At 68.8% G+C, this 14126-nt stretch carries 11 protein-coding genes; 8 read left to right on the top strand and 3 right to left on the bottom strand.

Annotated elements, in window-relative coordinates:
- Positions 1 to 32 precede the first annotated feature (32 nt).
- From D1369_RS07455 to D1369_RS07425, 7 genes are all read left to right on the top strand, one after another.
- Positions 33 to 569: an Imm1 family immunity protein gene (locus D1369_RS07455; RefSeq protein WP_007385769.1), complete on the top strand. Its 537-nt coding sequence runs from the start codon at positions 33 to 35 to the stop codon at positions 567 to 569.
- 1010 nt (positions 570 to 1579) lie between these two features.
- The gene (locus D1369_RS07450) at positions 1580 to 2563 is read left to right on the top strand and encodes a site-specific integrase (RefSeq protein ID WP_007385770.1); all 984 of its coding nucleotides are present in this window, start codon (positions 1580 to 1582) and stop codon (positions 2561 to 2563) included.
- A 205-nt stretch (positions 2564 to 2768) separates the two neighbouring features.
- On the top strand, positions 2769 to 3983 hold the full coding sequence (pcaC, locus tag D1369_RS07445; protein ID WP_237557691.1) for a 4-carboxymuconolactone decarboxylase: 1215 nt from the start codon (positions 2769 to 2771) through the stop codon (positions 3981 to 3983).
- A gap of 33 nt (positions 3984 to 4016) precedes the next feature.
- The gene (locus tag D1369_RS07440; RefSeq protein WP_007385772.1) at positions 4017 to 4652 is read left to right on the top strand and encodes an MBL fold metallo-hydrolase; all 636 of its coding nucleotides are present in this window, start codon (positions 4017 to 4019) and stop codon (positions 4650 to 4652) included.
- Between the two features lie 30 nt (positions 4653 to 4682).
- Positions 4683 to 5462 (top strand): exodeoxyribonuclease III, encoded by a 780-nt coding sequence (locus D1369_RS07435; RefSeq protein ID WP_007385773.1) that lies wholly within the window; start codon positions 4683 to 4685, stop codon positions 5460 to 5462.
- Positions 5463 to 5583: 121 nt separating this feature from the next.
- Positions 5584 to 5991, top strand: a complete 408-nt coding sequence (locus D1369_RS07430) for a DUF6278 family protein (RefSeq protein ID WP_007385774.1) — start codon at positions 5584 to 5586, stop codon at positions 5989 to 5991.
- A 126-nt stretch (positions 5992 to 6117) separates the two neighbouring features.
- On the top strand, positions 6118 to 6864 hold the full coding sequence (locus D1369_RS07425; protein WP_037901910.1) for an amino acid ABC transporter ATP-binding protein: 747 nt from the start codon (positions 6118 to 6120) through the stop codon (positions 6862 to 6864).
- A gap of 170 nt (positions 6865 to 7034) precedes the next feature.
- Here the strand turns inward: D1369_RS07425 and D1369_RS07420 are convergent, their stop codons facing one another.
- Together D1369_RS07420 and D1369_RS07415 are read right to left on the bottom strand one after the other, a co-directional pair.
- Positions 7035 to 8600, bottom strand: a complete 1566-nt coding sequence (locus D1369_RS07420; RefSeq protein ID WP_007385776.1) for a CocE/NonD family hydrolase — start codon at positions 8598 to 8600, stop codon at positions 7035 to 7037.
- Between the two features lie 116 nt (positions 8601 to 8716).
- Entirely contained in the window at positions 8717 to 9478 is a 762-nt protein-coding gene (locus D1369_RS07415) for a hypothetical protein (RefSeq protein ID WP_202477126.1), read from the bottom strand.
- A gap of 144 nt (positions 9479 to 9622) precedes the next feature.
- Between D1369_RS07415 and ggt the strand changes: the two genes are divergently transcribed.
- Positions 9623 to 11419 carry a gamma-glutamyltransferase gene (gene ggt, locus D1369_RS07410; protein WP_007385778.1) on the top strand — a complete coding sequence of 599 codons (1797 nt, stop codon included), beginning with the start codon at positions 9623 to 9625 and terminating at the stop codon, positions 11417 to 11419.
- A gap of 53 nt (positions 11420 to 11472) precedes the next feature.
- Here the strand turns inward: ggt and D1369_RS07400 are convergent, their stop codons facing one another.
- The gene (locus D1369_RS07400; RefSeq protein ID WP_037901912.1) at positions 11473 to 14004 is read right to left on the bottom strand and encodes an ATP-dependent Clp protease ATP-binding subunit; all 2532 of its coding nucleotides are present in this window, start codon (positions 14002 to 14004) and stop codon (positions 11473 to 11475) included.
- Between the last annotated feature and the right edge of the window lie 122 nt (positions 14005 to 14126).

Here is a 14126-nt window from a genome sequence, read left to right as displayed (position 1 = left end):
TTATGACCTCCTGGCGTAACATGCGAGTCACGATGATTCTTAACGTTACTTGCAACGACCGCCGGTGGTTTGCCGAGACGGACACAGAAGTATCCACCGTAGTTGCCGAAGTCCTCGGTTCTTTGCAGGGCTGGAACAAGCGGGGCGAACACTGGCACCCGGGCACCATCGCCTGGTTCTCATGGTCGGATCGCCGGCACGTGAGCGATGCCGATATGCCAAACAATTTCCTCGTGGTATCCCTGAACAGGGACAGTGGCTACGGTGGGCTCATTTGGTTCGTGAATTCGGGATATCCGGGACCGGAAACGGATGAAGTCCTTGACAATATCTGGGTCTCGGATAACCCAAACCCGCCCGATTTCGACACGGAAGTCGTGTCCAACCCGGGCGAACCGTACTGGTTCGATCCGCGCAGCACGCTACCTATAGAAGAAATTGAAGCCGCCGTCCATGAGTTCTGCCGCGTGCGCACAGGAATTAGACCTGAGTGCGTGCAGTGGACCTTGGGTGAAGTAAGCGGAAGGCGCGCGGACCGCGAACTGGAGACAGACCTGCCGCCGTATTAGCAGCTTCAAGGTGGATCAGCTCTTCGGCGGCACGCGGGCAAGGGCCGTCCGCTAGCGACGCTGTTGGCCTACTCGGTACCCTGTGTGACGTCGGTCCCCACGACCTGGTTGGTTTCGTGGGGACCGAGGTTTTCTGTGTGGGCTGTCGATTTTGACGCCGTACTGAAGGCGCACCGCGAAGCGGTGGAGGGCCAACAGCACGTTCCGTTCTGGACCAAAGACACCCCGCACGATCCAACGCCGCGGCCCCGGCGTCCCAGCCGCACCGCGCAAACGAAGAGCAAGGCGGCCACGCCGTGAACTCACTACCGATTCTTCCAGTTGCGCATTGAACCGCGTGCCTGTTTGTTGCTCTCCGCCATACACGCGTACATCCTCCGAGAAGGCAGACTGTGGGCAGCGACTTCATTCTGGGGCGGGACGGATCCACGCCCGGCTAGCCGTTCTGGCGGTTCTGCCTCGCCGAAGGAGCAGTCCGCGGTCGCATGCATTGAGCTGTCGACACCAACGATCAGCGGCGCTGGGGGGTCGTGGTGACGGCCGCCCAGCAGAAGAGAGTGCTTGACTGCATCGACATCGGTGTAACGGAGGGCGTCACGGTTGCGGCCCAGGCGTAACTGCCCAAGGACCCGCCACTGCCCGGCGGCCACTTCGGCCGCCTCTATTCACGAGATACCTCTCTTGCCGCGGCGGTGGCCTCCGCGGTCCGTGTGATCCTCGCCCTTCGACCCTGGCCTCCTGTCTGAGGCGGAAGCAGGGAGTGAGGGGCGGGTTGTCGTTGTGCTGGGCGATACATAGCAGGTGGTCCCCGGTTACCGAAACCGGGGATCGTGCAGACCCTTGAAGTGTTCGGTGCTGCTTTGCATCTGGCCATGCGTAGCGGTGGGAACAGCCCTGATGGCCGCGGCGCCGTTGCTGACACGCAGCGGCGCCTCAGGCGTGGAGTGTGTGCACCACCGTTCCGATTAAGAAGCCCGCCGAATGCGAAGGGGGAGGTCCGGTACCGGTTCGTGGTCGATGTGGGGGCCGACCCCGTCACGGGGAAGCGCAAGCAGGTGACTCGGGCCTTCGGCACGCTGCGCGAGGCGAAGGCCGAGTACGCGCGTATCACGAACCGTCGCTATGACGCGGCGTTGGTGCCGGCCCATGAGGTCACGGTGAACGAGTGGCTCGATCAGTGGCTCGCCTGGAAGTCGGAAGACCTGGAAGAGAGCACCGTATACAGCTACACGCTGACCCTGGACCGTGTCAGGGGGCAGCTCGGGCAGATCCGGCTTCAAGAACTCACCGAGGACCACATCGAGGCGTGGATGCAGTGGGCGCTTCGGGGAGGGCGGACCCGCGGTGGCAAGGTGGGCACGGGCCTGAGCGTGATATCGGTCGAGATGTCCCTGGCGCGGCTGCAGGAGGCACTCAACCGAGCGGTGAAGCGGCGGTTGGTCGAGGTGAACGTCGCCCAGGAAGTGACGATCCCTCGGAAGGTACGCAAGGCGGAGCGCAGGACCAGGGCGCTGGTGCCGCCGTGGAATGTCGACGAGGTCCATGCCTTCGTGGGAGCAATCGAGGACGACCGGCTCTGCGCCCCGTTCCTCTTGTCGCTGATGGGTCTCAGGCCGGCGGAGATCTGCGGCATGCGCTGGGCCGACGTCGACCTGGAACGGGCCATGCTGACCATCGCCAACACCCGGACGCTGATGGGGAACAAGATTGTGGTGGAGAAGGACACGAAGTCACTTGCCGGGGAGCGGGAGCTCCCTTTGCCCGATCTGGTCAGAGGGGCACTGACGCGATTCGTTGCCGTGCAGATGTCTGAGAGGCGGGCGGCCGGGGAGCGGTACGAAGCCAGCGGGTACGTCGCTGTGGACGAACTCGGCGGGGCGCTCAACGGACGGCAGCTGCGGGAACGGGCGTACAAGGTCATGCATGAGAACGCTCTGCGGCGAGTCTGTGGGCGGGGCACACCAAGGTGGAGACGACGCACCGCTGGTATGTGAAGCCCGATGTGGAGGATTTGCGCCCGGCGGCGGACACGTGGGGAGGATTGGCCAGCGGTTCTGCCCCCGCTCACGACGAGAATGTGAGATATGGGAGCGTGGGCGGGTGAGTCAAAAGAACGTCGAAACTCTGCAATACCGCTTTGACGGACCAGAAGACGCCCCGGTCCTGATCCTCGGTCCCTCACTGGGTACCACCTGGCACATGTGGGACCGCCAGGTCCCCGAACTGATCAAGCAGTGGCGCGTCTTCCGGTTCGACCTGCCGGGGCACGGCGGCGCGCCCGCCTACCCGGCGGGTTCGGTCGGCGACCTCACCGACCGGCTGCTCGCCACGCTCGACCGGTTCGGGGTGCAGCGCTTCGGCTACGCGGGCTGCGCGCTCGGCGGCGCGGTCGGCATGGAGCTGGCGCTGCGCCACCCGGAGCGGCTCGCCTCGCTCGCGCTGATCGCCGCCTCGCCCCGCTTCGGCACGGCCGACGAGTTCCGCCAGCGCGGGGTGATCGTACGGACGAACGGGCTCGATCCCATCGCCCGTACCTCGCCCGACCGCTGGTTCACCTCCGGGTTCGCCGCAGCCCAGCCCGCGATCACCGAGTGGGCCGTGCAGATGGTGCGCACCACCGACCCCGGCTGCTACATCGCGGCCTGCGAGGCGCTCGCCGCGTTCGACGTGCGGGCCGACCTCGCGAGCGTCGGGGTGCCGACCCTGGTCCTCGTCGGCTCCGACGACCAGGTCACCGGCCCCGCCGAGGCCCGCACCCTGGTCGCGGGCATCCCGGACGCCCGGCTCGCCGTCGTACCGGGCGCCTCCCACCTGGTGCCGGTCGAGCAGCCCGCCGCCGTCACCGACCTGCTCGTCAGACACTTCTCCACCGCCTGGCAGCCCGCCTTCGACTCCAGTACCGGCCAGACCGCGATCCCCGGCGCCCCGGTCAACCCGGTCCTCACGCCCGCGCCGCCGCACGTCGCGCCCCCGCACCCGGTGCCCATCGCCGAGATCGCGCCGGCCGCCCCGGCCCCCCAGTCGGCCGGCCGCGCCGATCCGTACGACACCGGCATCAAGGTGCGCCGCGAGGTGCTCGGCGACGCGCACGTCGACCGGGTACTGGCGCAGGCCGACGACTTCTCGGCCGACTTCCAAGAGCTCCTCACCCGCTACGCCTGGGGCGAGATCTGGGACCGGCCGGGGCTCGACCGCCGTTCCCGCAGCGTCGCCACCCTGACCGCGCTGGTCGCGGGCGGACACCTGGACGAGCTCGCCTCGCACACCCGGGCCGCCCTGCGCAACGGCCTGACCCCCTCCGAGATCAAGGAGGTGCTGCTCCAGGCGGCCGTCTACTGCGGGGTCCCGGCGGCCAACAGCGCCTTCAAGGTGGCCCAGCAGGTCATCCGCGAGGAGACCACCCCCACCGAGTGAGCCGGGCACTTCGCCCAGGGGCAGGATGGACCCATGAAGCTCACGAAGATGTCGCACGCCTGTGTCCGTCTGGAGAAGGACGGGCAGATGCTCGTCCTCGACCCCGGGACGTTCAGTGAGGAGGACGCCGCCCTCGGCGCGGACGCGATCCTCGTCACACACGAACACCTCGACCACTTCAACGAGGAGCGGCTGCGGACCGCTCTGGACGCCAACCCGGCCGCCGAGATCTGGACCCTGAGGTCGGTCGCCGAGAAGATCTCGGCCGCCTTCCCCGGCCGTGTGCACACCGTCGGCCACGGCGACACCTTCACCGCCGCCGGCTTCGACGTCCAGGTCCACGGCGAACTGCACGCCGTGATCCACCCGGACATCCCGCGCATCACCAACGTCGGCTATCTCGTCGACGGCGGCAAGGTCTTCCACCCCGGCGACGCCCTCACCGTCCCCGACCAGACCGTCGAGACGCTGATGCTCCCCGTCATGGCCCCCTGGAGCAAGATCTCCGAGGTCATCGACTACGTCCGTGAGGTCAAGCCCCAGCGCGCCTACGACATCCACGACGCCCTCCTCACCGACCTCGCCCGCCCGATCTACGACAACCAGATCGGTGCCCTCGGCGGCGCGGAGCACCTGCGGCTGAAGCCGGGGGAGAGCACGGCTCTGTGAGTGTCAGTGCCGCCCGGTAGGTTGTGAGGCATGCGCATCGCGACCTGGAACGTCAACTCGATCACCGCTCGTCTCCCGAGGCTGCTGGCCTGGCTGGAGAGCACCGGCACCGATGTGCTGTGCCTCCAGGAGGCCAAGGTCGCCGAGGCGCAGTTCCCGTTCGACCAGCTGCGCGAGGCGGGCTACGAGGCGGCGGTCCACGCGACGGGGCGGTGGAACGGCGTGGCGGTGATCTCCCGGGTAGGCCTCGACGACGTGGTCAAGGGCCTGCCCGGCGACCCCGGCTACGACGGCGCCCCGGAGCCCCGCGCCATCTCCGCGACCTGCGGCCCGGCCCGTGTGTGGTCGGTCTACGTGCCGAACGGCCGCGAGGTCGACCACCCGCACTACGCCTACAAGCTCCAGTGGTTCGAGGCCCTCAAGGCCGCTGTCGCCGGTGACGCCGCGGGCAGCCGGCCCTTCGCGGTCCTGGGCGACTACAACGTGGCGCCGACGGACGACGACGTCTACGACGTGGCCGCCTTCGAGGGCCTCACCCACGTCACCCCGGCCGAGCGCGCCGCTCTCGCCTCCCTGCGCGAGGCGGGCCTGTCGGACGTGGTCCCGCGGCCCCTCAAGTACGACCACCCGTTCACGTACTGGGACTACCGCCAGCTCTGCTTCCCCAAGAACCGCGGCATGCGCATCGACCTCGTGTACGGCAACGAATCCTTCGCGAAGGCCGTCACCGACGCCTACGTCGACCGTGAGGAGCGCAAGGGCAAGGGCGCCTCCGACCACGCGCCGGTCGTCGTCGACCTGGACGTCTAGACCACGATCCGGACGCCTGGACCACGACGTGGACGTCTGGGCCTCGCTCCACCCGGCACGGTGGAAACGACAGCCCGCGCGCCTGTGGTGCACAGGGCCGGGTGAGTGACACGCTGGGTGTATGAAGATCCCTTTTCTGGGCGGCTGGAGTGAGAAACCGGGGACCCGCGACCCCGAGGGCATCGCCGAACTCCTCTCCGAGTGCGAGCTTCTGCGCTCCCACGCCTCCCGTTCGGGTGTCCAACTGGACGACACGGCAGCTTCCTTGGAGGCGCTCGACCAGCTGGTGCCGGGTTGGCGGGACGACGAGGAGATCCTGCTCTGGCTCGGCAACGACGCCGGGCTCTATCTGGGCACGGTCATCGTGCGGACCGTCCCCGGGGCGGCCTGGGATCTGCGCTCGGACGGCCAGCCCGTGATCCGGCTGCAATCGGGGCGTGAGTTCGACGTCGTGGCCTCCGGTCACGAGTGGGCCGCGAGCGGGGTGCCCGAGTTGTCCCAGCTCTACGCGGAGGTCGCCGAGGAGTGAACCCATGGCCGTAAGCGCGGCGTAAATACGGCTAATGACCGAAAAGTGCGTGTCGTTCCTCAAGTGCGATCTTGCCTCGATAAGTTGCGGCAACCACGACACAGCTGAGAGTGAGTAGGGCTGGGCATGGCCGTCGTCGATCCGTTGATCGAACTGCGTGACGTCAACAAGTACTACGGGGAGCTGCATGTCCTGCAGGACATCAACCTCACCGTCGGCAAGGGGGAGGTGGTCGTGGTCATCGGCCCTTCGGGGTCGGGCAAGTCCACGCTCTGCAGGACGATCAACCGCCTGGAGACCATCAAGTCCGGTTCCATCACGCTCGACGGGCAGCCGCTGCCCGAGGAGGGCAAGGCCCTCGCGAAGCTCCGTGCCGAGGTCGGCATGGTCTTCCAGTCCTTCAACCTGTTCGCCCACAAGACGGTCCTGCAGAACATCTCACTGGCCCAGGTCAAGGTCCGCGGACGCAAGAAGGACCAGGCCGACCAGCGCTCCCGTCAACTCCTCGACCGGGTGGGCCTCGCCGACCAGGCCGACAAGTACCCGGCCCAGCTCTCCGGCGGTCAGCAGCAGCGCGTGGCCATCGCCCGCGCCCTCGCCATGGAGCCCAAGGCCCTGCTGTTCGACGAGCCCACCTCGGCCCTCGACCCGGAGATGATCAACGAAGTCCTGGAGGTCATGCAGCAACTGGCCCGGGAGGGCATGACCATGATCGTCGTCACTCACGAAATGGGCTTCGCCCGCTCGGCCGCCAACCGCGTGGTGTTCATGGCCGACGGCCGCATCGTCGAGGACCGCGCCCCCGACGACTTCTTTACCCACCCGGACAGCGAGCGCGCCAAGGACTTCCTCTCCAAGATCCTCAAGCACTGAGGGAGGCGACGGCCATGTCTTCGAGCCTCGACTACGATGGTCCGCTCACCCCCACGGTGACGGCGACCGAGCCTCCAGGGACGCTGCTGCCTGGCGGGGGTCCCCCCACGGTCTGTCAGCCGTAGGGGGCAGCAGTCACAGAGCCCTACCCGCCCGGCGCCGGCCGGAGATCACTGCTCGCGCAGCGGAAACGACACGTACGACGGGTCGTTCGCCGGTGAGGAGAAGGTCAGCTGAGCGCCGGACGGGTTGTGCTCGATGTAGAGCGGGTCGACCGTGTCGACCACCAGGGCCAGACGGTGCCCTGCCGGGACGTCGTAGGCCGTGGAGAACAGCTCCAGGTCGACGCCGAACGGCTTGCCGGGCGCCTGCCCGTGGAAGGTGTACGGCGCGTTGGAGACCAGCTTGCCGAGGCCGAGCGGCCCCACGTCGTACAGGTAGGCGACGAGGGTGCCGCTCTCCTTGGTGGGGGTGAGCGTGGTGTGCAACTTCGCGGTGCCGCGTACCTGTTGGGCGGTCGGGTACTTCTCCGACTGCCATACGGCGGCCCAGCGGCGGGGGAGCAGGGGGATCGAGGCGACCGGGGGAGCCTGGGCGATCTGGTCGAGGATGCTGGACAGGAAGACGATCCCGCCGTCCGCGCCCGAGTCCACGTTGGTGTGGATCGTGGTGGTGCCCGAGAGAGCGATCTTCTTACGGGTCGCGCCGACCGACTTCCAGTCCGGGTACCCCTCGTAGCCGCCCCCGGAACGGGACTTGAGCTGGACCGGCTGCTCACGGTCGATGCCGTTGTCCGCGCCCTTGAGGTAGTGGTCGAACCAGCGCCCGGTGTCCGTCCACACGTCGTTGGGAAGGCCGAACAGGCCGGTCAGCTCGGCCGTGGCGTGGTCGCCGGGGCGCAGCTCCAGTCTCTTCGGGCCGGTCAGCTTCTCGTAGAAGTCCGCGTACTGGTTGGGGGAGAAGACCGTGTCGCCCCACGCGTTGGCCATCATGACCGCCGCGCCGCTCTCGTTCAGTTGGTCCACGTATGTGGCGGCCGAACGTTTCTTCCCCCAGTCGATCATCTCCTGTTCCTTCGACAGGTTCGACGCGTAGAAGTTGTCGAAGATCTGCCGGATCTCGGCGCTCTGGCGGCCGGTGACCAGGCTCGCGCCGTCCAGCAGGGCGGCGGCCTGGACGTGCTGGGTGCGGCCGGAGTAGATCGAGTCGATCAGGTCGGCCCAGCCGCTGAGGGCGGCCACGGCCTTGACGCGCTTGTCGTGCGCGGCGGCGAGCAGGCTGATGCCGGCGCCGTACGAGACGCCAGCCATGCCGATGTGCTGTGCGTCCGCAGGGGTGTTGGCGAGTGCCCAGTCGATGACCTTGGAGGCGTCGGCGGTGTCGGGCGGCCCCGCGACTTCTATCTCCCCGCCCGACTGCCAGAAGCCCCGGACGTTGTAACTGACAACGACATAACCGGAGTTGGCGAGCTTCTGGGCCTGGGCGAGGTACTCGACCTGGGGCAGGCCCCAGCTCGTGGGCAGGACGAGCAGCGGGTAGCGCCGGGAGCCGTCGGAGCCGGCGGGCGTGATGACGTTCGCCTTGAGGACGGTGCCACCGTCACCGGCGATGTCTACGAAGCGGACGGCGTCCGCCGCCTGGGCGGTGGGGGCGAGTCCGAGGGCGCTACCGGCGATCAGAGTCGCGGAGACGGCGCCCACGGTGGTCGTACGCAGGGCCTTGCGAGGGTGTCCCACGGGTCACTCCCTACTCGTGTCAATGCAAAGTGACCAGACGGTAACCTCGACGCCTTACCAGAGGTAACCCGTCGGTAAGTTACGTGGGAGTAACGATTGTTGTGGTGTGAATCAATTCAGGAGGCGCGGTGGGAGTTGCGTGGAGCCGCGGGCGTCGGCAGCGGTGTCTGGGCCGCGCGCGTCACGTCCGCGACCAGTTCGGCGACATCGGGGCCGTACGCCTGTGAGTTGACCACCTTCAGCAGGATGACGAAGGAGTTGTCGCCGTACTTGCGGTACAGCCGCTCGTGGTTGCGGGCCAGGTAGCGGGTCGCGGCCTGGTTGGTGATCGCGGTCTGACCGCAGAACAGGAAGACGGGCCTGGTCAACCCGGGCTGTCCGGCGGTGAGACGGGCGAGCAGGACGTACTCGGACACCCCCTTCTCCAGGAGGTAGAGCTCACTGCCGATCTGGTACGTCATGCGGATCGGGCCGGGTTCCGACGGATCGACCTTCACCAGCACCCCGGGCAGCATGGCGGCGATGTGCGCCATCATGCGCCGGTTCGACGTGGGGCCGCCGACGCAGAACTCCGTGCGCTCCCCGAAGCCCTGCCGGGCCGCGTCCTGGGTGATCACCTCGGCGTGTGCGCCGCAGTCCTTGATGAGGGCGGAGAGTTCGAGCAGCGCGAACACGTCGTAACGGTGCACCGCGAGTTCGGTGCTGCCCGCGTCCCGGTTCACGACCAGCAGCGACTCGGAGTTGTCCGGCAGTCCGAAGAACGCCTGCTTGCGGCGGAGTTTCCGCTTCCACAGGTACGTCCGGGCGAGCCAGCCGAGCGCGGCGCTGATGCCTGCCGCCACCACACCCAGGACGATGTTGCGCACGTCGTCTGTCATGTGCGCGCATGCTAGCGGGCCGACACGACTCCTACGTACCGGTGTTCGAAGTGTGGCATTCGCATGACACCTGACCCGAAGAGGGGTGTCGGGGCCCCGGCGATGTGGTTACGCTGCGCGGACGGTCCTGGACTGGAGGTACGGATGCGTCGCCCTGTCGCACGGAAACTGTCGGTCCTGGCGGTCTCGGCCGCCGTGGTGTCGGTGGGGGCGGCAGCACCGCCGCAGGCCACCTCGACACCCGAGAAAGTACCCGTCGCCGTCGGCTACGGCGGCGCTGTCTCCAGCGTCGACGCGGACGCCTCCGCCGCCGGCATCGAGGTGCTGAGGAAGGGCGGCAACGCGGTCGACGCGGCCGTCGCCACCGCCGCCGCGCTCGGCGTCACCGAGCCGTACTCCTCCGGCATCGGCGGGGGCGGCTACTTCGTCTACTACGACGCCAAGTCCCGTACGGTCCACACGATCGACGGCCGCGAGACGGCACCGCTGACCGCCGGCTCCGACCTGTTCCTCGAGAACGGCAAGCCGCTCGCCTTCGCCGACGCCGTCAGCAGCGGGCTGAGCGTCGGAACCCCGGGCACGCCCGCCACCTGGGCCACGGCGCTGGGCCAGTGGGGCAGCAGATCGCTCGGCACCGTCCTGAAGCCGGCCGAGCGGATCGCCCGGGACGGGTTCACGGTCGACAACACGTTCCGCTCGCAGACCGCGTCCAACGAGACGCGGTTCCGGTACTTCCCGGACACCGCCAAGCTGTTCCTGCCCGGCGGGCAGCTGCCGGTCGTCGGCTCCACCTTCAAGAACCCCGATCTCGCCCGCACCTACCAGGAGTTGGCCCGCAAGGGGGTCGGCGCGATCTACCACGGCGACCTCGGCGACGACATCGTCGACACCGTGAACAACCCGCCGGTGGACCCGGGTTCGGGCTGGAACGCACGGCCGGGCGACCTGTCCGAGAAGGACCTCGCCGCCTACCGGGCCAAGCTCCAGAAGCCCACCAAGACCTCCTACCGCGGGCTCGGTGTCTACTCCATCGCGCCCTCCTCGTCCGGCGGCACGACGGTCGGTGAGGCCCTCAACATCCTGGAGAACACCGACCTTTCGAAGGCCAGTGAGGTCCAGTACCTGCACCACTACATCGAGGCCAGCCGGATCGCGTTCGCGGACCGGGGGCGCTGGGTCGGCGACCCCGCCTTCGAGGACGTACCGACGAAGGGGCTGCTGTCGCAGAAGTTCGCCGACTCGCGGGCCTGCCTGATCAAGGACGACGCGGTGCTCACGAGCCCGGTGGCGCCGGGAGACCCGCGGCATCCCGCGGCTTGCACGGACCGGGGTACCGCGGCTCCGACGACGTACGAGGGCGAGAACACCACGCATCTGACGGTGGCCGACAAGTGGGGGAACGTCGTCTCCTACACCCTGACCATCGAGCAGACCGGCGGCAGTGCGATCACCGTCCCCGGGCGGGGATTCATTCTCAACAACGAGCTGACGGACTTCTCCTTCGCTCCCGCCAACCCGGCCGTTCACGACCCGAACCTGCCGGGGCCCGGCAAACGGCCGCGGTCCTCGATCTCGCCGACGATCGTGCTCGACCGGCACAACAAGCCCGTGGTGGCGCTGGGTTCGCCCGGTGGGGCGTCCATCATCACGACCGTGCTCCAGGTGCTGACCGAGTTCGTCGACCGCGGGCTGCCGCTCGTGGACGCGATCGCGGCGCCTCGGGCGAGTCAGCGGAACGCCGCGCAGACCGAGTTGGAGCCGGCGTTGTACAGCAGTGGGGAACGGTCCCAGCTGGAGGCCATCGGGCACTCGTTCAAGCTGAACCCGGAGATCGGGGCGGCGACCGGTGTGCAGCGGCTGCCGGGTGGGAAGTGGCTCGCGGCGGCCGAGACGGTGCGGCGGGGTGGAGGGTCCGCGCAAGTGGTGCACCCCGCGCCGTAGTCGTCCTCAGGGGCGCCTGGGGGCTCGTCGCGCCCCGCGGCGGAGCCGCAGATCTATACAGCCCCGCGCCCCTGAGGAGTCCGCGTGAACGTCAGACCGCCTGCCTCCGTGTCCACCGTCACCGTGTCGCCCTCGGTGATCGTGCCGTCCAGCAGGAGGCGGGACAGCTGGTTGTCGACCTCCCGCTGGATCGTGCGGCGCAGCGGACGGGCGCCGTACTCCGGCTGGTAGCCGCGTTCTGCGAGCCAGTCCACCGCGCTGTCCGTGAAGGTGACCGTGACGCCCTGTGCCCGGAGCAGGCGGCGGGTGCTCTGCAGCAGCAGCTCGGTGATCTGGCGCAGTTGCTCGCCGGTCAGCTGACGGAAGACCACCACCTCGTCGATGCGGTTGAGGAACTCCGGGCGGAAGTGGTCCCGCAGGGGGCGCAGGATCTGTTCGCGCCGGGCTTCCTCACCGGACTGCGAACCGAAGCCGATTCCGGCGCCCCGCCGGGTGATCGCCTCCGAGCCCAGGTTGCTGGTCATGACGATCACCGTGTTGGTGAAGTCGACCGTGCGGCCCTGGGAGTCGGTGAGCCGTCCGTCGTCGAGGACCTGGAGGAGGATGTTGAAGACGTCCGGGTGAGCCTTCTCCACCTCGTCCAGGAGGAGCAGCGAGTACGGGTGCCTGCGGACCACCTCGGTCAGCTGGCCCGCCTCCTCGTGGCCGACGTATCCGGGCGGGGCGCCGACCAGGCGGCTGACGGTGTGCCGCTCCTGGTACTCGCTCATGTCCAGGCGGACCATGCGCTCCTCGCTGCCGAACAGGGACTCGGCGAGGGCGCGGGCCAGTTCGGTCTTGCCGACGCCGGTCGGGCCGAGGAAGAGGAAGCTGCCGATCGGCCGGTCCGGGCTCGCGAGGCCGGCACGGGAGCGCAGGACGGCGTCCGAGACGACCCGTACGGCCTCGTCCTGGCCGACCACCCGCTCGTGCAGGTGGCGTTCCAGGCCGAGCAGCCGGTCCTTCTCCTCCTCGGTGAGACTGCTGACCGGGATGCCGGTCAGCCGGGACACCACCTGGGCGATGGCCTCCCCGGTGACCTCCAGGTGCTGGCCCTCGTCGGCCTCGTCGCCCCCGGTGGCCTCGCCGATCCGCTGCTTCAACTCGCCGATACGGTCCCGCAGTTGGGTCGCCTGTTCGTACTGCTCGGCGGCGACCGCCTGGTCCTTGTCCAGGGTCAGCTGCTCGATTTCACGCTCCAGGGCCCGTACGTCCGTGCCCTTGGTGCGCGCCCGCAGTCGTACCCGCGCTCCTGCCTGGTCGATGAGGTCGATCGCCTTGTCCGGCAGGCGGCGGTCGCTGAGATAGCGGTCGGACAGCTCCACGGCGGCCACCAGCGCCTCGTCGGTGTAACGCACCTGGTGGTGGGCCTCGTAGCGGTCGCGTAGCCCGCGCAGGATCTCGATCGCGTCCGCCGGGGTGGGCTCCGGGACCAGGATGGGCTGGAAGCGGCGGGCCAGGGCCGCGTCCTTCTCGATCCTGCGGAACTCCTCCAGGGTGGTCGCGCCGACGATGTGCAGCTCGCCGCGGGCCAGGGCGGGCTTGAGGATGTTGCCGGCGTCCAGGGAGCCGCCCTCGCCGCCCCCGCCCGCGCCGACGACCGTGTGCAGCTCGTCGATGAAGACGATCAGCCGGTCGGAGTTGTCACGGATCTCGCCCACGATGTTCGTCAGGCGCTCCTCGAAGTCGCCCCGGTAGCGGGTGCCCGCGACCACCCCGGTCAGGTCGAGGGCGAAGACCCGACGCCCGATCAGCACGTCGGGCACGTCCCCGTCGACGATCCGCTGGGCCAGGCCCTCCACGATGGCGGTCTTGCCGACGCCCGCGTCTCCGATGAGCACCGGGTTGTTCTTGCCGCGCCGGGACAGCACCTCGATGGTCTGCTCGATCTCCTCGTCCCGGCCGATCACCGGGTCGATACGGCCCTGACGGGCCAGGTCGGTGAGATCGCGGCCGTACTTGTCGAGCGTGGGCGTACCTGTGTGGCGTGGTGCCTCACCGGCGGGCTGCCCGCCGTCCGGGGCCGCCTCGGAAGGCAGACCGGTGGGGGCGAACCGGGCCGAGCTGAGGATGTGCCCGGCGGCCGAGTCGGGGTTCGCGGCCAGGGCGCTGAGCACGTGCTCCGGGCCGATGTATCCGGCTCCCCGGGCCCGGGCCAGCTCGTGCGCGTCGAGCAGGGCGCGCTTGGCGGCCGGGGTGAGGGACAGCGACGTGGGAGGAGGGGCCTCCTCCGGCTGGTGCTGGACGGGGCCGGAGCGTTCGTCGATCTCCGAGGCGAGCGAGTCGGGATCGGTCCCGGCCCGGCTCAGCAGCGTCCGGGTCGGCTCGGCGCTGAGCGCGGCCCGCAGCAGGTGCTGGGTGTCCAGATCCCGGCTCCCGTGCTCGGCCGCGTACTGCGCGGCGCCCCGCACCAGCTCCCTGGCCGGCTGGCTCAGCAGCTGGCCGATGTTGATCTGGCGGGGGCCGGGACGCGGCCCGCCGAAGAAACGGGCGAGGAACTCTCCGAAGGCGTCATAGCCTTCCGGTCCGCTGAATCCGCTGGTCATGGGCGTTCCCATCCGGCATCCCCGCGCGGGCCGGGGACACCCTCGCTGATCGACGTGCCGGGGCCGGGTAACCCGGGTGTCAGCCGGTTACACCTTCGCACGGATGGGGGAGCGGGGCACAT

The sequence above is a fragment of the Streptomyces sp. CC0208 genome (assembly GCF_003443735.1).
Taxonomy (GTDB): domain Bacteria; phylum Actinomycetota; class Actinomycetes; order Streptomycetales; family Streptomycetaceae; genus Streptomyces; species Streptomyces sviceus.
Note: the sequence above shows the minus strand (reverse complement) of the source record. Positions and strands in the feature narration are given on the sequence as shown.